Source organism: Sporosarcina sp. BI001-red, assembly GCF_003384035.1.
Classification (GTDB): Bacteria; Bacillota; Bacilli; order Bacillales_A; family Planococcaceae; genus Sporosarcina.
Genome location: NZ_QQAK01000017.1, coordinates 18,228 through 37,769, shown reverse-complemented (window position 1 = coordinate 37,769; position 19,542 = coordinate 18,228). Strand labels below are relative to the sequence as shown.

Sequence of the window (19,542 nt, the reverse complement as noted above, 5' to 3'; positions counted from 1 at the left end):
TTTTTTATTTGTTGCTTTCCTGCTATAATGAAAACATCAATAGAATATAGGAAGTAGGTGCTTGCATGTCCGAACAAGATTATTCGTTTAAGGAAGCAATGATTTACACTCAACGCCTTGCCCAGATGTCCAAAGCGTTGTGGAAAGCTGTAGAAAAAGATTGGCAACAATGGATAAAACCTTATGACTTGAATATTAACGAACATCACATACTTTGGATTGCTTATCATCTACAGGGTGCTACGATCTCAGATATTGCAAAATTCGGAGTCATGCATGTATCTACCGCATTCAACTTTTCTAAAAAATTGGAACAACGAGGGTACTTAAAGTTTTTCAAAAAAGAAGACGACCGCCGGAATACATATGTCCTCGTCACAGATATTGGCGAAGAATTGATTAAAGAAATGACCGAAAATTACTTTGTCTCTGATCATTCAATTTTAGATGGGTCACTTCCGATTAAAAATATATACGGAAAGTTCCCTGAGTTTTTGGAAATCATGTCCGTCATTCGCAATGTCTATGGAGAAGATTTCATGGAAATTTTTGAAAAAGGTTTTGAAAGCCTTGGCGAAACTTTCGAAGAAAAAAATGGGCATCTGACAGCGACAACGAATGAGCTGAAACTCGCATCTGGTGAGCATAAATAATTCCCAAATCTCTGCTCAGTCTGCTATGATGGGAAGAGATGTCCAAAGGGGGTATGCACGTGATTTTGATAATAACTGTTCTCTTTTCACTATTCTACTTGTTCCAAATCAACAAAATGACGTTCGCGCTCTGCGAATCACGAGAAATCCCTGAAGAAAAGCAAAAAAAAATATATGCAACTGTAAATGTACTGATTACTATTTTAATGTTGTCACTTTACGTTGAAGTCTTTTTGAAGGTTTAAAAAAACGAAAAGTCCATCCCCCAGAGGGAATGGACTTTTTTTCATGTCTTAGTACAAGTAAGCCGCGCCTACAATGATCAATAGAATGAACAGGACAACCAACAATGCGAATCCAGATCCTGCTCCAGTACCTCCAGCGTATCCACCCATCGAAGCACCCCCTCTCTTCTTTTGTATCTTATGCGAACCCCTTTTCAATAGTTGGGCGATTGTAGTGGGAACTTTTTTGTACTCAATTCGTTTGTATGTTATAGTGGCACTTGTTAATTACATTTACAGAGGAGTATCTAATTATGAAAAAAACAGTCCTATCGCTCACGTTGGCAGCATCAGTTCTTGCACTCTCGGCTTGTTCTGGGAATGCTTCCGATGATGAAGCAATCGTTACATCCAAAGATGGAAATATAACAAAAAGTGAATTTTACCAAGAGATGAAAGATTCTGTTGGTGAGCAAGCGCTACAAATGATGGTTATTGAAAAGGTCCTCGAGTCAAAGTATGATGTATCCGACAAAGATGTGCAGGCAGAATACGATGACGTCAAAAAACAACTTGGCGACAATTTCGACCAATACCTGGCACAGCAACAACAAACAGCTGATGGTTTCAAAAAAGCAATTAAGCTCAATAAATTGCAAGAAGCAGCGCTTACAGATGGTATTAAGGTAAGCGATGATGAACTCAACAAATATCTAGAGCAAAAGAACACAGAACTAAAAGCTAGCCACATCTTAGTTGCAGACGAAGAAACAGCTAAAGAAGTGAAGAAGAAAGTAGACGCAGGTGGCGATTTTGCGAAGCTTGCGAAAGAATATTCTACTGAAGAAGCGGCTCAAGAGTCTGGTGGCGAACTTGGTTGGTTCGGTGAAGGTAAAATGGTTCAGGAATTCTGGGATGCTGCTATAGAAATGAAAAAAGGCACAATCAGCGAACCGGTTAAATCAGAATTCGGATATCACATCATCAAACTAGAAGATACACGTAAAGTAGACGATAAAGAACCATCTAAAGCAGACAAAGAAAAAGCGAAGCAAGAGTTGAAGCTTACAAAAGCAGATACAAGCACAATCGTCGACAAAGTTGCGAAGCTTATGAAAGATGCAGACGTAAAAGTGAAAGACAAAGATTTGAAGGCTTCATTGGATATGTTTAACCAAAGCAAGCCTGAAGCTAAAGAAGACGGCGCAGATGCACCGGCTGACACTGAAGCGGATGTAGAAGACGAAGAGAAGTAATTTTGAATAAGCCACAAGTTCTGTCAGATTTTCTGATAGACCTTGTGGCTTTTTTGTTGAAGGCTTAATGTGGTTTTGGGTGGGGTTTTGGTATGATGATCATCATACCGCTCCCTCCCGCGGCACGTCACCTTCTTCTATTTGTGTTCAAGCTCGCGACCAATTCATCTTTCCCAAATTTAAAAACCAAGCTTAATTGGTGTGCTTCGCATTTAGTGATGTGGAGTGTAGGAGTTGGGATTTATGATCACTTTCCTCCAACACAACACAAAAGGAGCTTACTTGGAAGCTCCTTTTCATTATGCTTATTCAAATGTAGGCTTATAGAATGAGCGGTTTTCCAATGGGAAAATTCGTTCAGAGAACTCTCCGGGCTCTGTTTTACTCATTGCTCGGTTTAACATGTTCATTTTGGCATCGATATTATCGATATAGTGGAGCATTTCTGCTTCTGGTAACATTGGACGTTTCGGGCTACCCCACTCTTCTTTTCCGTGATGGGAGAGCACCATGTGCTGAAGGAGCATCACTTCTTCACCGGATACATCTAGTTCATCTGCAGCCTTAGAAATTTCCGTCACCATGATGCTAATATGGCCAAGTAAATTTCCTTCTACTGTGTAGTGGGCTGCAACCGGTCCGGATAATTCAATGACTTTCCCGATATCATGTAAAATCACACCTGAGTACAATAAGTCCTTGTTCAACGTTGGATACAGATCCGCCACCGCTTTGGCTAGCTTCAACATGGAAACCACATGATCGAGCAATCCCGAAACATAATCATGGTGATTCCGTGTTGCTGCAGGATACATCATGAATGCTTCTTGATGCTTTTTGATCAAATGACGGGTAATCCGTTGAATCTGGGGGTTCTTCATCTCAAAGAAGAATTGCATTAACTCATCCATCAGTTCTTCTTTACTTCTTTCAGCAGAAGGAACGAGATCAGACATTGTAATCCCCTCATCAGCTTTTGCAGGGCGAATGCTCTTAATACGCAACTGGTTTTTCCCACGGTACTCGTGAACTTCTCCTCCTACGCGTACGATAGCAGCGGCAGGATATAACCGTTCTTGCTCTTCTCCCGTTTCCCAAAGCTTCGCTTCCAAGTCACCACTTTTGTCTTGTAGGACAAGTGACATGAAGGGGCTTCCTTGCTGAGTGACCCCCTTTACGGATTGTTTGATGAACAAAAATAAGTCTACCGTTTCTCCGACTTTGTGATCTAATAGTTTTTTCATAATGCAACTCCTTCAGGTGAGTTTCCAATTTCGGAAACATTGATGGTTTTAGCTTTTGGCCAATGAGGAGCTAGCGTCTCATGACATGTAAATACGATAAATTGATGTTTCGACGATAGCTCCGATATGAGTTGAGTCATTTGGGATAGCCGTTTCGCATCGAAATGGACAAACGGATCGTCCATTATTACTGGGAATGGAGCTTGATCCGCTAATTCACTCGCAAGTGCTAGCCGAAGCGCTAAATACGCTTGTTCTTTCGTTGCTTGGCTCAATTCCGCAATCTCAAACGGTTGACCGTCTTTGCGAATTGCTTGAAATTTCCCATCCATATTAATCTCGAGTTGAGCATACTGTCCAGCAGTTAGCTGAGCAAATAAGTTGTTGGCGCGCGTTAGTACGGCAGGTAATTTTTTGTCTTTCAATTCCCCCATCGTTTGACGAATCGCATCAGCCGCTACTTGCCGACTCAACCAAGAAAACGCAAGCGCATTAAATTCGGCCTTTTTGTTTTCATAAAGCTGTTGCGTATGCAGATGCGCATCGTCAGAAAGAAGTGCTTCCGTTTTATGAAGTAAGCCAGCACGTTCATCTGTCAACTCCGAAATTACATGCTCTGCAGTTGCCAATCGTTCTTCAGATAAGACAAGTTGTTGCTCGATCCATCCTTCATCATCGTCAAATCCCTCCGCATGATGAAGCGTCTTCAACTGGTCATTCAATCCGTCTAAACTCAGTTGTAACGTTTGAATATGCTGCCAGCGATCATATGCATCGTAGAACGATTGTTTATCATGAACGCCTGCCCGCTCAAATAATTGTTGCTCTTGTTGTCGATACGCCTGCAATTCAAGCATTTTCTCTTCCATCGTTCTTGAGAGTTCTTTAACTTGCCGTTCATATGTTTCGGCTGAGAGCGAGGCATCACGCAGTTTTCGTGCCTCTTGCCTGATTAAAGTATACAGGTCTGCTTCTGGAACTTCACGTCCAAGCACTGCACGTGAAGACTCAAGATGTTGCTGGATTTTCTTATCCTTTTCTTGCTGATTGTTCAATCGTTCTATTAAGAAGCGGTTTGTTTCTTGCAATTGCCGAACCAATCGGAACAACTCAGGGATCACTTCAATTCCTCCTGAAGCAGGCAACCCACATTCGAGGAGTTCTTCTGCAAGCTGTCTGCGGGCGTTGGTTTCTTCTTGAACCTGGACCGCTAACTTGTTTTGAAGGGAATCTATGTCCATCTCATAACCGTTAGCCGCCATTGTTAACTGCTCCGCTTTGCGGATGAAATCATCCGTCTTCTTGCACAATTCTTCATAAGCCTCTTCTTTTCCTTCATAAGCTTTTACAAGTGCGCTCATTTCTTTCATGCGTTCATCCGATTGCGAAGGTCTTTGTTGTTTCTGCATGAGTCCATAGCCACTTATCGCAGCAATAATAACGCCTAGCAAAGCGATGATCCACTGTTTCTGCAATACCCCGTAGCCCGCCACTACAATCGCCGCTGCTAGCAGAATCCAAATGACTGTTTTAGACGTTGACTGTTGTTCTTTCTTAGCAAAAGAGACATACGCTTTTGCTTCAGAAAGACGCGCACGCACAGACGGCCACTTTGCTGCTTGCGCTTGTTCATCTGGGCTTGGTGCTTCGGCGGACAGCCTCTCCAGTTGCTGAGCAGTTCTTCGTTCCATCTCTTTGACACGCTGCACTTCCAACTGACTCGACTGAACTGCTCGCTCTGTTTGCTGTACCCGGTCTGCCAATTGCTGAAGGAGTTGCTCCTGAGTGAACGAACTATCTAGTTGCAAGAGAACTTCGACTGCAGGTGACTCAGATGCACCGAGAAGACTAAGAAGCCGATGTCGTTCCGTTGTTAACCGTGCAATATCTGACTTTGTGCTGACAAGTTCCTGTTGTAGTACGTGCCAATCAGATTCTTTCGCAAGTAATGCTTCAACTGCCACTTCCCGATCTTTTTGACCTTCTTTTTCCAGCTCGTCCTTCACATTCTGTAATTGAAATGAAGCGCGTGCGTGAACCGCTTCTGCTTCATGTTTTTTACTTTCCAACATTTCTTGGTCACGTATACCGTTCACCGGAAACTCATTCTGACCGAGTTCCTCGATCTCAGAAAGCAAGCGATTTCTATTCACTATAATTGGGATTCGCAACAGGGCACTCTCAAGCTTTTTAGACTCCACTTGGCAACTTTGCACCGTATTCCGCTCTGCTGATAGTTGACGTTCCAGTTCTTCTACACGGTTCAGAGCGGGTTCGTATTCATCCACTTTCGCTCTTTGTATTTTCAATGTCTCTTCTAGTTCGCGGAGTTCTTTTAATAGAACGTTCATTTGAGGATTTTTTCCCGATTTTTTAAACAGCTCCGCTTTTTCTTTTTCAAGTCTTTTCTCTAATTGAAGCAACAAATCAATTCCGGTTGTACCTGATGATAATAACGTGCGGCTCAGCTCGTCCGAATCCATTTGCTCTAAACCTTGTAACTGAAACAAAGAAAACGAAAAGACAGACTCAAAGGCAGTTCGATCATACTGACGCAAGAGGTCATTGAGTTCCGTTTGTCCACCCATTTTCCCATCCTCGAATCGGACGGTTACATCTCCAGCTGATTTCCCTCGAATCCGCTCTACTTCAACGACGCCATACTTTTTATCTTTGAGGACAACTTTCCCACCATAGTGCGAGCCTGTTTTCGGTTCATAACGCAACAGCGCGCTGTTCTTAGGCGGGAACCCAAACAATACTTGTAAAATAAATTGATAAATCGTCGTTTTCCCGGCTTCATTCTCCCCGTAAAAGACAGTGACTCCATCCCCAAGCTCAATCGTCACATTGCTGTGGCGGCCAAATCCATAAATTGTTAGCCTCTCAATCTTCAAAGCACGTCACCTCTGTTTTCATGTCGAGAGCTCATTTGAAATGAGATTCCCTGCTTCTCTTCTCAATTCTTCTTTCATTTCAGTAGTTAGTCTGGGCAAATAAGGTCCTGAGCGTGCATGCTGATACACGTCTTGCAACACCATCTTCCAATCTTCTTCATCCCAAAGGTCCATCTGCTCTTTGACGGATCGAACGAGTGGGGAATCCGGCAACAGCGAACTCTTCAGGTTCGATTCAAATAGGAGCTCCGAGAACCAGACAGTCCGATCCGCCGATTCACGCAATACTTCCAACCATTCCTCGTCTGATGAACCGTTGAACAAATGGGACGCTTCTGCGCTCATCTTGACGTTGCGAACACTGAGAATACTCGAACCATTTCGCTCAACGACTTCAGTCGCTGCATTCTGACATGCCGTCAGCCATTCGTTGGCAAGACCCATTTCGGTACAGTCTATCTCGATTTCATCAAATACAAGAACCGATGTTGGAACGAAGCTTAGTGAAGCTACATTGTCCTCAAGTTCCACTTCGTAAAAGCCTTTAACTCCCTGTTCGTTGCGATGACGTCCTTGCAAGTTACCCGGGTAGACGATAGGCGGCTCGTTATGTAAAAGTTGCCGTTTATGAATATGTCCAAGCGCCCAGTACTGATAGTCCTTTTCTAGCAACGCTTCTTTTGTAAATGGTGCGTAGACTGCATGCGTTTCTTCCCCGGCGATACTGCCATGAAGCATGCCAATGTCAATCGTCTCTAGTTCACGATTCGCTTTTGGGTAGTGACCAATCATCGCTTCTTTAATATGCCGTTCCTTATAGCTGAACCCGTGGATTCTAATACATTGACCCCGGACAATAAGTTCTGCAGTTTCCACCTCTGGACCAAATACTGTCACGTTTGCCGGTAATTGAAATCGTGTCCACTTACCTCCCAGATGATCATGGTTCCCATAGGAAATGAATACTGGAATCCCCGCCTGATTCAAACGCTCAAGTCCTTTGACAAATCTCATTTGTGCGCGCAAACTCCGATCTTCTCCATCATAGATATCCCCTACAATGAGAACAAAATCTGGGATGGCCTTTTCCGCATACTGGATCAGCTTTTCATAGGCTGCAAATGTGCTTTCACGGAGTTCAGTCAATCGGGCTATCGGCATATCCGTAATTCCTTTAAATGGACTGTCTAAATGCAAATCCGCGGTGTGTAGGAATCGAATCATAGATAGTAGACACCTCCTAAAACGAATATTTGTTCTAATTTTACCATATTGCAAGTAGATACGCGACAGCAATCAAGAGATTTCCGCTTTCAAAATGGGCAGCAAAAAGCAGAGGGACTGTGCTTTCCCCTCTGCTTGAACACGCTTTAATCATACAGTCTTATTCTTTTCCTAACTGAATCGCTTTCTTAATATCCTTCAATGAACGGGATGGGCCGTACATGAGGACACCGCCACGATAAACACGCGCTCCAAACCATCCGAGTACAAAGATGGTTACAAGCATAATTGCAATCGCAAGAAGTGGTTCCCACATCGGTAAATCCAACATTCCTACCCGTAAAAACATTACTAGTGGTGTGAAGAACGGGAAGAATGAAGCGTACTTCAAGTACACAAGTTCAGGATTCCCTAGACCTGATGCAGCTAATATGAATGCTGCAACAATCATGAGTGTCATTGGCATAATCATTTGCTGGACGTCTTCTGTACGGCTTACGAGAGAGCCTAGAAGGGCTGCTAGCGTTGCGTATAGGAAATACCCGAGCAAGAAGAACACGACTGCATAGACAAGTGTCATCGGATTAATGTCTGTAAAGTTAAAGAAACTCCCGATTCCCTCTGTTGCTTCTGAAGCAGACGTTTTAAAGGCGATAAACCCGACGATTCCGTAGATCACGATTTGGACAATCCCAAGTGTTCCGATACCGAGCACTTTCGCAAACATGTGCTTTACCGGTGACACACTAGAAATTAGGATTTCCATCACACGGGAGGATTTTTCTGTTGCGACTTCAGTTGCAATCATTCCGGAGTACAAGATGACGGCAAAGTAAATCACAAACATAAGCACGTAAACTAAAATGCGGGCTTGATTCAATTCATCCTCGGATTTCGCCGAAGTGGAGATGTTATTATTCTCAAAATTTACTTGTGTAAAAAGAGAATCCACCTGGTCGCTCGATAAAGAAAGTTCATCTGATTTAATCCCTGCCTGAACGGTTTGCAACGCATTGCGCAACGCCTCCGGCAGGCTCATTTCAATACTACTGAGCGTCGTATATTTCGCTTGGATTGTGTTGGATTCATCCAAAGAAAGTGTCAAGAACGAATCGATGTCTTCAGAACGGACTTGCTTCTCAAGATCCTTTTCACTTTCTTCTGTTGGCTCTATCGTAATATCCGACTCATTCGCTTGAAGGACTGCCGAAAGTGGATCATCTAGTTTCCCACTCGCGTCAATGACTTTCATAGTGGTCGGTTCGTCGCCGCCAATTCCGTCAATCGAATCTAGAATTCTTGGTAAGTTTGACAGTAAAAAGATTCCCGCAACTACTAGTACTGTCGTAATGATGAAGGACTTCGTTTTTGCTTTGGTCATGAACGCTTGTTTAAATATGATCCAGAATTCATGCATGTTCCTTCCCCACCTTTGCAATAAAGATATCTTGAAGTGTCGGTTCTTCAATCTCAAATTGTCGGACTGGTCCTGCTTTTAACGCCTCAGTCAGAAGTCGTTCTGCCGTTTCGTCAGAATCCACTTGATAAATTGCGCCTTCAACCGTCGGTGTTACGGAGGTCACTCCGGAAAGTCCAGAAAGTGCTTCCAACCCATAATCTGAGCGAATGCGCACATTTTGTTGGCCAAATGAGCGTTTCACGTCTTTCAATGTCCCACTGACAATTTGCTTCCCGTGGTCAATAATGCTGAACTGCTCACATAATTCTTCCACGTGATCCATCCGGTGACTGGAAAAAACAATCGTCGCACCGTTATTCCGGATATTAAGAATTTCTTTTTTTAACAATTCCACGTTTACTGGGTCTAGCCCTGAGAAAGGTTCATCCAAAATGATTAGTTTCGGCTTATGTAAAAGAGCTGCAATCACTTGGATTTTTTGCTGATTTCCTTTTGACAGTTCTTCCACTTTTTTGTTCAAATATTGAGGGACTTCAAAACGATCGAGCCAGCCTCCGATTTCCCGCTTCGCATCAGAACGTTTCATGCCTCGTAGCTCTGCTAAAAACAGCAATTGTTCTTCGACTTTCATTTTCGGATACAGTCCGCGTTCTTCAGGAAGATATCCAATTTGAGGGCTTGTCGCATAAGAAATCGGTTTTCCGTTCCAAGTAATGCGTCCTTCGTTCGGCGTCAACAGACCTAGAATCATTCGGAATGTTGTCGTTTTACCTGCACCGTTTGCACCGAGAAATCCATACATCGTTCCTTCTCCAACTGTTAGCGAAAGGTCATTCACCGCTGTAAAGTCCCCGAATCGTTTTGTTACGTGTTCAATTTGTAATGACATAAATGTACTCCTCCCCATTTCCCTTATTCTAAATATACGATTTACAAATCATTCTGTTTCATTTTTCCACAATCTTTTATATTACTTCAATACTTATCTTATAGTTTTTTGTTATAGATAAGAACAGCAACAAAATACGTCACTAACCCAACAACATATAAACTCGCTAGTAACATAGATGCGAGCTTCCACCCCTCTATTACCAACGCTGCAATCGCCAGGATGTAAGTCAGTCCAACGAAAACAATCCATGAAGCTGTACGTGCCTTAATGTGCACTTTTTCATATCGTTCATCAAATAACCGAGCCTTTTTTCCTCTTCGCCAAATAATCAGAATGATAATTGAGACCATCCCAACGCCTGTAATGAACCCTGCAGCAGTTGACAACCAATCCACTTAAACTCCCCCTTTCTATTTTTCATTCCATTTCTTCTGGGTCAAAGATATCTTCAATCGTTCGATTAAACATTTTGGCAATTTTAAAAGCTAAGATTAGCGAAGGATTATACCTTCCTTTTTCCAGGGAAATAATCGTTTGGCGAGATACTTCCAAACTTTCAGAAAGTTCATCTTGTGTGAGACCTATTTCCATTCGAATTTCCCTTATCAAGTTTTTCACTCGACAGATCCCCTCCCTTCCCATCTATCAATTCTAACAAGGGATATCATCCGGTAGTAAAGGTAACTTTACGTAAAGCATACTTTACTATTTTTTCAATGTCAAGCAACGTTTACATTCCATTCGATCGAAAACAAAAGACAGTGACTATTTGAAGGTTTCACTTCTAAATAGTCACTGTCTTAATCTATCGGTGTCGTCCGAGTATTCTGCAATACAAACTTTCTTCCTTAATTGAACGTATTTGTTATCTATTCCCCAACTGTAAAAGCTCTTCACATCGTTCATTCATCAGCTCTTTGTCCATTTCCATGCCAATCAGAATAACAATCGACTCCCGTTCTCCTGAAGATGAAATAGGAGTGAATTTGACTTTGTTTGAAGCGTATTGAAAACTGACCAGTTGCTTCGGTTCATCCAATTGGAGGTAGCCTTTGCCCCGTAGTACAGAAGGCGGTAGCTGTTTAAACCATTTCGTGACTGTAGTTTGGTTAAAAGGCGGCAAGTTTTCCAATGTGATTGTCTGAACTGTTGAGTGATCATGATGGTGATGCTCATGCGTACTTGCGGGAGAAATTGAATTTCCTACAGATAATGAACCTACAGTTTTCTCCATAAGATTATTCGCATCTACTTCCCCGTAAGCGCACTCCACGAGTTTTTTATGCTCCCCAGCGATTTTCAATACTTTTTGTTTCACTTTCTCCAGCTGTTTGTCCGAAACGAGATCGGTTTTGTTCAACAAAATAAGGCTTCCGCAAACGAGCTGTTCCGTCATCAGTTTACGGACTTCAGCTGAGCTCGAAAATACACTTTGGTACTCCGTATAATGACTCGCATCGACTACTGTTAGGATCGACATCAGGTCAAACTGTTCACGATACGGCGTACTGAGGAGGACTTCTTGGATTTCAAGAGGATTCGCGACACCCGTCCCCTCGATGAATAGCACATCAAGCGGTGATTCGGTCATCTCACGAACTAGTTCGTCCATCGTTTCTTTTAAGTCTTCCTGAAGGGTACAGCAAATGCAGCCATTCAGCAGTTCAACGACACGCTGGTTGTCAAAGAGATGTCCCTCTACGTTTGTCTCACCTATTTCGTTCAAAATAATGCCTGGTTGCAGTCCATTGCGTTTACAATGCTCGAGGAAATGGACCAACACGGTTGTTTTTCCACTTCCCAGAAATCCGCTTAGTATATAAACTGGAACTCGTTTTATCATAGGGATTCTCCTTCCTTAGCAATGCAAGTCTTTCAGTTTAATTGGTTCTGTATACATACGGCTCTTCTGGCTCATCCATTGAGATGATTTTTTTCACTTTAAGAACGGGGACTGTCTTTTTAAGTGGCTGATAGTAAATAGAGTCGAGTTTGCCTTCGACGTCAATCCATTCATCATTATCGAATGTTTCACCTTTCGGAAGATCCAAGAGCATACCGAATACGCCGGAATCCGCCACACAGTGAATTAGACCAAAGCGGAATAAGAAAGTATCATCCGTTTCTTCATCCTTGAATGTGAAACCTTTAAAACCAATCGTCTTCCCCATGAAGTATCCGGGATTTTTGTAAATCGTCTCCATCCCGAGTAAATAATCCTCATCATTTAACAGTATAGGATCTCGATCAGCAAATTGTCCCATCGCCTCTTTCATGAGTTCTTCATATCCATCCTGTCCGTAAAAAATACTCGTATCCGGTGCTAGGAACTGGTGGAATCCATTGGGGTCTGCATCCTTGCCAAACATATCAAAGTTAAATCCTTTTGCCGCGACAATACTCGAATCTAAGGTAGCAATGGGTAAAACTAAGGCGGTCACAATAGGGAAAATTAAAATCGGGTACGCAATAAATCGTTTCCATGATTTCTTCTCTTCCGCATGGTCCATGCCACAATCACAAATGTCGTTGAATTCATCTTCATTGCTCTCTTCTTTCCATGCAAAATAGCACTGGGCGATTAAAAAGAACAGGAATACAAAAATCGCGATAAACGAAAGGAACGAGTATTTCAAGTTAATGTACTTCGAAATGTTGCCGGTTACGTGCAAATAGAAAAACAGAAATGTGTAACCTAGCAAAATCCAAATGCGTGTCATCGGTTCATCACTCTCCTTTCTTTCCAATCCAATCCTTGGTTACAGTTGTAAAAATGTAATAATCATCGATCCGATGAATACTAATGCCGCTGTGTAGATAAATAAGTAAAAGACAAACTTCGTTTTAAATACTCCGAGCATCATCATCGTGTTTTTAATATCAAATTTCGCTCCGAACACTAAGAACGCGATAAGCGCACCTGTTGAAAATGTACTTCTGAATGATGCTGCGACAAATGCATCTGCAGATGAACAAAGGGACAATATGAATGCCAGTGCCATCATGACGAGTGATGCAGAAGCATCTCCGTTTCCGATCGAAGTAAATACAGACGTCTTTAAATACGTTTGCATTAACGCAGCGATCAATGCGCCTGCGACTAAGTATTTCCCTACTGAGAAAAACTCATCAATCATATGTTTGACTGTACCGAGTACTTTGTTTTTCGTCGTGCTGTTTTCAGGCATTTTTCTAGACTGCAACGTATGCTTCAGCTGAGATACACCTTTAAATTGGTAGGACAAAATCAGTCCAACCACTAATGCAACGGCGAACGATAACCCTCCACGAAGGAACACCATCTTCCAGCTGTTTCCGAATGCAACATAGGTTGAAAATAGCACGACCGGGTTAATAACTGGGCCGGTTAGCATGAACGCCACTGCTGCATGCAAGGGAACCCCTTTAGCCATCAGCCGCTGGGTGACTGGAATAATCCCGCATTCACACGCCGGGAAGACGGCTCCAAGTGAAGTCGCCGTCAAAACGGAGAGAAACCGGTTTTTCGGAATGAGCTTTGCGAGCATTTCGTCTGTCACCCACAGTTGTATCAAAGCAGAGATGATGACTGCCAGTAAGATGAACGGCAATGCTTCAATCAGAATACTGATAAAAATGGTGTTGAATTGTAGAAATAATTGGGTATTCATTGTTATGGCTCCCTGTAAAAAATATTTCGTCTTCTACTCAAAAGTTGGATGGGTAGAAGATTGCCTCGATAAATAAGACGTGTTAGTTCACTTCTATTAGGATAAAAAAGACGAATTATAGAACACTATCAATTGAATAAGGTCTCATGACATCTAATGGGATTTCTTTATTTTAGCAAACATATTAGTCTACACATAGTAGTAGACATTTAGCGTAACATTCCTCGAGCAATGAATCACTATTCATTTAAAGTAGGATACGTGTATACTAGAGGAAAAGGATGGGAGCGGATGATTGTGAGGACATATAAATTAACGGCATATGAAAAGACAGGGAAAATGATTGCAGACGAAACATTTACTGCCGAAACTGATGAGGCAGCAAAAGTGATAGGTCAATCGCTACTGGAAAAGCAAAATCTGATTGACCAGACTCATCGTCTCGCTTCTCCCGCTGGCAAATTACTATTGTTTCATGTTTAAAGCGTTTTTCTGTACAGTATGCTATTCTTTAATCAATCAGTTAGGAGGCGCGTGCGATGAAGATTGCTCTAATTGCCCACGATGAAAAGAAAGACGAAATGGTAAACTTTACGATTGCCTATGAATCAATATTTCAGGACTATACGCTTTACGCTACAGGAACTACCGGAAAACGAATTATGGAAGAAACCAAGCTTCAAGTGAATCGCATGAATTCCGGACCACTTGGTGGCGATCAGCAAATTGGTGCAATGGTGGCTACTGGAGAGCTGGATCTCATTCTTTTTTTCCGTGATCCACTAACTGCACAACCTCACGAACCAGATGTCAGTGCATTGCTACGTCTTTGTGACGTATATGGTATTCCCCTTGCAACGAACATTGCAACCGCTGAGCTACTTATTCGATCGATTGAAAAAGGCTATTTTCAATGGAGAGATACTGTAGATAAATACAAACAAAAGACGCTTGTCCGCTTTGACCGCGGATAAGCGTCTTTTCCATTTCATAAATAGGATTGCAAAGCCCGTTGTAGCGTACCAAGAGTTTTTGTTTCTCCTTCAAAACGGATGCCGAGCGTCGCCATTTTTCGGACAACATCTGGTCGAAGTCCCGTGATAACCGTCTGGCAGCCCATCAGTTTTGTGCCTTCTATGACCCTGCTTAAATTATCAATGACTTCATGTTCCATATCCTCAATTCCAGATAAATCGAGAATGAGCGTTTGAATGTGAAGGCGGCTAATTTCGGTCAACACTTTTTCTTGTATGACAGTCGTCCTATAATAGTCCAGCATTCCAATTAACGGCAAAATACTTGTTGTCCGAGTAATTGGGATAATCGGAACGGAAAGGTTTTGCACGATATTTTTTTGAGCTATAATTTCCTGATCTTTGTAGGAAGAATAACTAATAAAAAATGCATTCAAGAAGTGATCCAATCTGGAATTGATTTTCTTTTCCAGAACAAAGAAATCCTTCAACGTAAAGTCATCTGTATTAACTTGTATGTATTCTTCTATAAAGTCCCATAATGTACGTCGGATTGCAGAAACCCATTCGAGTTTGAATGCAAGTGTTAGTGAATGCTTTGCCCATGCGATTCCTTCCCTTTTAGCAAAAGATTTCAACTCATCTTCTTTGGCCTCGATTACAAAGGCAACAAGTTTATGTGCATTGTCGATCAAGTCAATATTCCCAATACGTAGAATTTCTTCGATTCTATCATTGACGGTCACAGCCTGAATGAGGAGCTCCCGTTCGAAATTATCCCTATTGTCCACAATAAACTTTTTAACTTTCGGATTAACATGGTTACTAGACATGCTGTTACCTCCTTTGATTGACACAAACAATTGAACAGTTCCCTATTTCTACGATTTTAAACCTTCTTCATGATTTTCACGTAAAAAACAAAGCCAGCATCCTTCTAAATGCGATGCCGGCTTTGTTTATTTAGTTCCCTATGAAGACTGGTTGCCGCTTCTCCACAAATGCACGAATACCTTCTAAATGATCTGCAGTGTTTCGCATCGCCACTTGAGATTCGCTTTCCAATTGAAGCACTTGCTCAAGCTCTGCACGCTTGCTTTCATGCAGAATTCTTTTAGAGGCAATCATAGCAGAAATCGGTGATTCGAGGAATCCATTCGCAAGAAGATTTGCGGCCATTGCTGCTTGTCCGTTTGGAACAAGTTCATCAACAAGACCTGCTGCTTTAGCTGTCTTCCCATCAATGACTTCCCCACCCCAAATCATTTTCTTCGCATTTGTCGTCCCAATGCGTTCTTTCAAGAAGAAGTGTCCTCCGCCATCTGGCACGAGTCCAATGCCGATAAAGTTCATAGCCAGTTTACTATCTTCTTCAGCAACGAGGATGTCGCAGCCGAGCGCTAGACTGAACCCAAGTCCAGCTGCGGAACCGTGAATGACGGCAATCGTGATTTGAGGCAGCATGTAGAGTGTCTTCGCTAGCCGGGTAATATGTTGCATGACTTCCCCCATATCCATCGGTGACTCGGGATCAATCATTTTTTTAATATCGCCACCTGCTGAAAACGTTCGACCTGCTCCCTTGATGAGTAACACCTGGATTTCCTGTTCAGACTTTAGCTCCTCAAAAGCATCAGCCAATTCCTTCATCATCACATCATCCATCGCATTCATTGAATTCGGGCGATTTAGTGTAAGTGTCGCGATCCGTTCGTCTTTTGAAAGTTCGATTGTTTGATACATGATAACTCCCCTTTTCCCCATATAAATTGACCGATAATGAAACTGAATAGTCATTCATTAACTTAATTCGGGGTTAAGGTGAAAACTCCTTTATTTTGGAACGGATTGTGGAAAGATTTCATCCAGCAATTCTAACTTTCTTTCAATGGATTCTTGATACGACAAAATATAAGCGGCTGGATCTTTCGGGTTGTGGAATTGTGTGATTCGGCCAGTCTTCGGGTCACGGAACTTACTAGAAGCACCACAGCCAATACCGATAATAGACTGCACTTCCTCCATAATCATAATATTATAGATGCTCTCTTCACCTGGCTTGGAATACCCAACGTTCTCCAAATTCCCGAGAATATTTTTCTGGCGATATAAGTAATACGGGACATATCCGTTTGCCTCTGTCCACTCTTCACCGAGCTTCATCATTTGCTCAGCAGTCGGACGATCCGCCACTTCATATTTCTTCTTGTTTCGCGTCATTTCAGAAGCGCGTTTAAACGAAAGCGTGTGAATCGTTAAGGATTCCGGTTGAAGCTTTTCAGTTTCCTGTAGCGAATGACTAAACTCTTCAATTCCTTCATTGGGCAGTCCGATGATAAGGTCCATGTTAATATTATTCATCCCCATTGAGCGGGAAAGCTTAAATTTGTCGATAGTTTCTTGAACTGTATGATGTCGACCAATTGCTTTCAATGTTTCGTCTGTATACGATTGTGGATTGACACTAATGCGGTCGATGCCAAACTTTTTAAGTACGTCAATTTTAGCAGGGGTAATTGTGTCTGGGCGGCCCGCTTCAACCGTAACTTCACGCACTTCTTCCATGAACGGGAAGGATTCAACCATGACTTGATACAGCGCATCCATTTCTTCTGCTTCAATCGAAGTCGGAGTACCTCCGCCAAAATAGATTGTTGTCACTTTGACATTTCGTTCAGTAAGCCATTCTCCAAGTTGTCGAATTTCCTCGTGTAAGCCATCTAAAAATGTCTCCACGCGACCGCTTTTCCTGTGGATCGCGTATGCCGGGAATGTACAATACGCACACTTCGTTGGACAAAACGGGATCCCGATATAGATACTCACTTCTTCTTGAACGTTATAAAGATCAGGTACAGCTTTCAATTGAATGTCTGTGATCGTCTCGAGCAAGTTCACTTTTCGTTCGGACACACGGTGTTTATCCATTAACAGTTGCTTTACGTCGTGCGCGCTATGACTTTCCTGGCGATACTTATGGTACAGTTTCGTCGGACGTATGCCCGTCAAAATTCCCCACTCTTGGTTCATGCCCGTTGAGGATTCCAGAACTTCCAATAACACATGCGAATAGAGCCGCTTCCATTGTCGGTTCTGGTCTTTCTCATTACCGCCTTCAGCAGTCTCTTTGAACTCCGCACGATAGTTATTTTCTTGAACAGTAAGTTCCGCTGTTACAATCAGGAGGTCTCCTTGCTGACGTTCTTCGAAGCGTAAATCGAGATCTCCGGTTTCCTCTTTTTTTGCAATTTTTGTTTCTTCAAAAAATAGATTTGACAGGTGGATGAACATTCGTACCCAGTCTTCTTTAAAATTGCCGTGAAGTGCAATAGTTTGCATTGCTAGCCCAACTTTCTCATGGATCTAGGTGATCCGATTGTCTGTGATACTCAGTATAGCAAACCATGAAAAGAAAAAACCAGCCACACTGGGCTGGTTTTGGTGTCAATTCATTGTTTCGTATATTTCTTGAACGGGTTTCATCAGAATGCGGTTAATTTCTTCGATGACTCCACTTAGCTTCATTTCAGCTTCTAGCATTGCCATGATTTTTGGATTTTGTTGTGATAGCTGAGCAGTTTTTTGAGCATGCTCCAGTTCATCAGGCTGAATTTCTTCTCCAGCCATTTGTTTTTGCTGCAATGTAACTTGGATTTCACGGAAGTTGCGGAACATTTCCAGTGCTTCAGGGTCTGCCTTAACGTTTTCTATCGCCTCTTTAACCGCTGAAAATTCTTCCGTCGTGCGTAGTGATTCTTCTAACTTATTAATATCGTCATAAATATTGACTACCATGTTAAATTCCCCCTAAGTAAGATTTGTAAAGTATACAATGAGTCCTTGCACAATTCCAATCATACCACCTAATAGTGCACCAAGGACGGTAATCATTTTAAATTCTCGTTTTGAAATACCTAGGACAAGGTCTTCCAATACTGAAACCGGGAACGTATCGACTTGTTCTTTCACAATTTGGTCCAGTTTCAACCGTTTCAAGGATTGTTCGAGTTGAATTTCCGCCTGCGTAAATGCAAACTCGATTACTTTAGGTGTCAAGTTGGTTGAGGTCCATGCAGCTCCAGTTGGCCAGTAATAGTGAATCGGCTGCGCGAGTCGATTTGCTACATCCAACTCTTTCAGCAGATAGTTGCGCAACGAGAGTCCAAGTCCATCCCAGTCAAATCCACCTACTAGTTCTTCCATTGGTCGTTGCTTCAATTTGGCCCATTCTTTCGTAAGCATCGTTTCAATAAGTTGAATGGTTCCTGGGGCAGCGATGAATTTCTTTGCCTCTCTTTGTACCTTTTCAACAAGAGAGTTGGAATCTCCGAAAAACATTTTGACCATTCCACCAAGTGTTCCTTTAGACTCTAGGAAATCTGTGATCAATCGTTGAAACATCAATTTTCCTTCATAAGAATCCACGAATTGATCCGCTCGGTTCAAAACATAAGAAGTCACAGTTGGGATATGAGTCTCTGCTTCTATCAGCCACTTTTCAGGAACCTTTTCTTCTACAGTTCCCGACAAAATTGCATGTTTCGCTGCAACAAATCGAGAGTCAATGAGCTCACCTGTTTTTCGCTCCAAAACGAGATCCAGATCAGAAACCCCTGCAAGTTCAAGCCACTCTGCAATCGTTCGCTGTGAGTCGAATACTTCCTTCTCCAATCGACTTTGAACGAATAGTTCTGCTTTTTCTGCCATGTCCGGTGTCAATAACCGCTTCCTAAATGTATCCGGTGTCAGTAAGTAATTCGTTACAGTTCGTCCAAGCTGCATAGCAAGTTCGTCACGGCGTTTCGGGATAAGCCCTGGGGTAAATGGAACGCGCCATTTGCCAATATATTTAGCCTCGTGAGGTCGAAATAGCATCTTAATAGCAAGGTGGTTCGTCAAGCCCCCTATGACTGCTCCGATGAGTGCCATAAACAAAAGAATCCATATAAATTGCAATCGCTTCACCTTCTCCTGTTCGATTTCTTTCATCTTATAACAGAACGGCCTGCTTCACCAACTAATTAGGCTGTCTGTCCTGTATGGAGATTCGGCTGATTTTGTTTTGAAAATCCAGTATGATGAACAATAGAAACGTGACTCGAAGAAAG

The 19,542-nt window shown here is 42.4% G+C and carries 21 protein-coding genes; 5 read left to right on the top strand and 16 right to left on the bottom strand.

Annotation, left to right across the window (positions count from 1 at the left end; translation table 11 throughout):
• Positions 1-65 precede the first annotated feature (65 nt).
• Positions 66-653, top strand: coding sequence for an HTH-type transcriptional regulator Hpr (locus DVB69_RS16680; RefSeq protein ID WP_116020238.1), 588 nt, complete (start codon positions 66-68; stop codon positions 651-653).
• A 53-nt stretch (positions 654-706) separates the two neighbouring features.
• Complete coding sequence (locus DVB69_RS16675; RefSeq protein ID WP_370453000.1) at positions 707-898, top strand: hypothetical protein; 192 nt, start codon at positions 707-709, stop codon at positions 896-898.
• A 48-nt stretch (positions 899-946) separates the two neighbouring features.
• Here the strand turns inward: DVB69_RS16675 and DVB69_RS16670 are convergent, their stop codons facing one another.
• Positions 947-1,048, bottom strand: coding sequence for a YjcZ family sporulation protein (locus tag DVB69_RS16670; protein WP_116020236.1), 102 nt, complete (start codon positions 1,046-1,048; stop codon positions 947-949).
• Positions 1,049-1,191: 143 nt separating this feature from the next.
• Between DVB69_RS16670 and DVB69_RS16665 the strand changes: the two genes are divergently transcribed.
• Positions 1,192-2,133 carry a peptidylprolyl isomerase gene (locus DVB69_RS16665; RefSeq protein WP_116020235.1) on the top strand — a complete coding sequence of 314 codons (942 nt, stop codon included), beginning with the start codon at positions 1,192-1,194 and terminating at the stop codon, positions 2,131-2,133.
• 305 nt (positions 2,134-2,438) lie between these two features.
• On the opposite strand, the gene yhaM is transcribed toward DVB69_RS16665, so the two are convergent.
• The 10 genes from yhaM to DVB69_RS16615 form a co-directional block, all read right to left on the bottom strand.
• Complete coding sequence (gene yhaM, locus DVB69_RS16660; protein WP_116020234.1) at positions 2,439-3,377, bottom strand: 3'-5' exoribonuclease YhaM; 939 nt, start codon at positions 3,375-3,377, stop codon at positions 2,439-2,441.
• Positions 3,374-6,274 (bottom strand): ATP-binding protein, encoded by a 2,901-nt coding sequence (locus tag DVB69_RS16655; RefSeq protein WP_116020233.1) that lies wholly within the window; start codon positions 6,272-6,274, stop codon positions 3,374-3,376. The genes yhaM and DVB69_RS16655 overlap by 4 nt, the downstream gene beginning before the upstream one ends.
• Positions 6,275-6,292: 18 nt before the next feature.
• Positions 6,293-7,498, bottom strand: a complete 1,206-nt coding sequence (locus DVB69_RS16650) for a metallophosphoesterase family protein (RefSeq protein WP_116020232.1) — start codon at positions 7,496-7,498, stop codon at positions 6,293-6,295.
• Positions 7,499-7,658: 160 nt separating this feature from the next.
• The gene (locus DVB69_RS16645; RefSeq protein ID WP_116020231.1) at positions 7,659-8,915 is read right to left on the bottom strand and encodes an ABC transporter permease; all 1,257 of its coding nucleotides are present in this window, start codon (positions 8,913-8,915) and stop codon (positions 7,659-7,661) included.
• Positions 8,908-9,807: an ABC transporter ATP-binding protein gene (locus DVB69_RS16640; protein ID WP_116020230.1), complete on the bottom strand. Its 900-nt coding sequence runs from the start codon at positions 9,805-9,807 to the stop codon at positions 8,908-8,910. The genes DVB69_RS16645 and DVB69_RS16640 overlap by 8 nt, the downstream gene beginning before the upstream one ends.
• 98 nt (positions 9,808-9,905) lie before the next feature.
• On the bottom strand, positions 9,906-10,205 hold the full coding sequence (locus tag DVB69_RS16635; protein WP_116020229.1) for a DUF2178 domain-containing protein: 300 nt from the start codon (positions 10,203-10,205) through the stop codon (positions 9,906-9,908).
• Positions 10,206-10,227: 22 nt separating this feature from the next.
• Positions 10,228-10,428 (bottom strand): helix-turn-helix transcriptional regulator, encoded by a 201-nt coding sequence (locus DVB69_RS16630; RefSeq protein WP_116020228.1) that lies wholly within the window; start codon positions 10,426-10,428, stop codon positions 10,228-10,230.
• Positions 10,429-10,675: 247 nt separating this feature from the next.
• On the bottom strand, positions 10,676-11,653 hold the full coding sequence (locus tag DVB69_RS16625; RefSeq protein WP_116020227.1) for a CobW family GTP-binding protein: 978 nt from the start codon (positions 11,651-11,653) through the stop codon (positions 10,676-10,678).
• A gap of 37 nt (positions 11,654-11,690) precedes the next feature.
• Positions 11,691-12,530 (bottom strand): TIGR03943 family putative permease subunit, encoded by an 840-nt coding sequence (locus DVB69_RS16620; protein ID WP_116020226.1) that lies wholly within the window; start codon positions 12,528-12,530, stop codon positions 11,691-11,693.
• Between the two features lie 39 nt (positions 12,531-12,569).
• The gene (locus DVB69_RS16615; RefSeq protein ID WP_116020225.1) at positions 12,570-13,460 is read right to left on the bottom strand and encodes a permease; all 891 of its coding nucleotides are present in this window, start codon (positions 13,458-13,460) and stop codon (positions 12,570-12,572) included.
• A 297-nt stretch (positions 13,461-13,757) separates the two neighbouring features.
• Here DVB69_RS16615 and DVB69_RS16610 point away from each other — a divergent pair, with 297 nt between their 5' ends.
• Together DVB69_RS16610 and mgsA are read left to right on the top strand one after the other, a co-directional pair.
• Entirely contained in the window at positions 13,758-13,943 is a 186-nt protein-coding gene (locus DVB69_RS16610; RefSeq protein ID WP_116020373.1) for a YhzD family protein, read from the top strand.
• Positions 13,944-13,999: 56 nt separating this feature from the next.
• On the top strand, positions 14,000-14,434 hold the full coding sequence (gene mgsA / locus DVB69_RS16605) for a methylglyoxal synthase (RefSeq protein WP_116020224.1): 435 nt from the start codon (positions 14,000-14,002) through the stop codon (positions 14,432-14,434).
• Positions 14,435-14,448: 14 nt separating this feature from the next.
• On the opposite strand, the gene DVB69_RS16600 is transcribed toward mgsA, so the two are convergent.
• The 5 genes from DVB69_RS16600 to DVB69_RS16580 form a co-directional block, all read right to left on the bottom strand.
• Entirely contained in the window at positions 14,449-15,267 is an 819-nt protein-coding gene (locus DVB69_RS16600) for an STAS domain-containing protein (protein ID WP_116020223.1), read from the bottom strand.
• 130 nt (positions 15,268-15,397) lie between these two features.
• The gene (locus DVB69_RS16595) at positions 15,398-16,177 is read right to left on the bottom strand and encodes an enoyl-CoA hydratase (RefSeq protein ID WP_199562892.1); all 780 of its coding nucleotides are present in this window, start codon (positions 16,175-16,177) and stop codon (positions 15,398-15,400) included.
• Between the two features lie 90 nt (positions 16,178-16,267).
• Positions 16,268-17,773 (bottom strand): coproporphyrinogen III oxidase, encoded by a 1,506-nt coding sequence (locus DVB69_RS16590; RefSeq protein ID WP_116020222.1) that lies wholly within the window; start codon positions 17,771-17,773, stop codon positions 16,268-16,270.
• 105 nt (positions 17,774-17,878) lie between these two features.
• On the bottom strand, positions 17,879-18,229 hold the full coding sequence (locus DVB69_RS16585; protein ID WP_116020221.1) for a YlbF/YmcA family competence regulator: 351 nt from the start codon (positions 18,227-18,229) through the stop codon (positions 17,879-17,881).
• A 12-nt stretch (positions 18,230-18,241) separates the two neighbouring features.
• Positions 18,242-19,399: a DUF445 domain-containing protein gene (locus DVB69_RS16580; protein ID WP_370453003.1), complete on the bottom strand. Its 1,158-nt coding sequence runs from the start codon at positions 19,397-19,399 to the stop codon at positions 18,242-18,244.
• Between the last annotated feature and the right edge of the window lie 143 nt (positions 19,400-19,542).

Bases quoted from the DNA above. Each gene is read 5' to 3' on its own strand.
- DVB69_RS16670 (WP_116020236.1), bottom strand. From the start codon at position 1,048: ATGGGTGGATACGCTGGAGGTACTGGAGCAGGATCTGGATTCGCATTG.
- DVB69_RS16680 (WP_116020238.1), top strand. From the start codon at position 66: ATGTCCGAACAAGATTATTCGTTTAAGGAAGCAATGATTTACACTCAA.
- DVB69_RS16665 (WP_116020235.1), top strand. From the start codon at position 1,192: ATGAAAAAAACAGTCCTATCGCTCACGTTGGCAGCATCAGTTCTTGCA.
- DVB69_RS16625 (WP_116020227.1), bottom strand. From the start codon at position 11,653: ATGATAAAACGAGTTCCAGTTTATATACTAAGCGGATTTCTGGGAAGT.
- DVB69_RS16620 (WP_116020226.1), bottom strand. From the start codon at position 12,530: ATGACACGCATTTGGATTTTGCTAGGTTACACATTTCTGTTTTTCTAT.
- DVB69_RS16595 (WP_199562892.1), bottom strand. From the start codon at position 16,177: ATGTATCAAACAATCGAACTTTCAAAAGACGAACGGATCGCGACACTT.
- DVB69_RS16675 (WP_370453000.1), top strand. From the start codon at position 707: ATGCACGTGATTTTGATAATAACTGTTCTCTTTTCACTATTCTACTTG.
- DVB69_RS16600 (WP_116020223.1), bottom strand. From the start codon at position 15,267: ATGTCTAGTAACCATGTTAATCCGAAAGTTAAAAAGTTTATTGTGGAC.
- DVB69_RS16650 (WP_116020232.1), bottom strand. From the start codon at position 7,498: ATGATTCGATTCCTACACACCGCGGATTTGCATTTAGACAGTCCATTT.
- DVB69_RS16640 (WP_116020230.1), bottom strand. From the start codon at position 9,807: ATGTCATTACAAATTGAACACGTAACAAAACGATTCGGGGACTTTACA.
- DVB69_RS16645 (WP_116020231.1), bottom strand. From the start codon at position 8,915: ATGCATGAATTCTGGATCATATTTAAACAAGCGTTCATGACCAAAGCA.
- DVB69_RS16585 (WP_116020221.1), bottom strand. From the start codon at position 18,229: ATGGTAGTCAATATTTATGACGATATTAATAAGTTAGAAGAATCACTA.
- DVB69_RS16615 (WP_116020225.1), bottom strand. From the start codon at position 13,460: ATGAATACCCAATTATTTCTACAATTCAACACCATTTTTATCAGTATT.
- DVB69_RS16590 (WP_116020222.1), bottom strand. From the start codon at position 17,773: ATGCAAACTATTGCACTTCACGGCAATTTTAAAGAAGACTGGGTACGA.
- mgsA (WP_116020224.1), top strand. From the start codon at position 14,000: ATGAAGATTGCTCTAATTGCCCACGATGAAAAGAAAGACGAAATGGTA.
- yhaM (WP_116020234.1), bottom strand. From the start codon at position 3,377: ATGAAAAAACTATTAGATCACAAAGTCGGAGAAACGGTAGACTTATTT.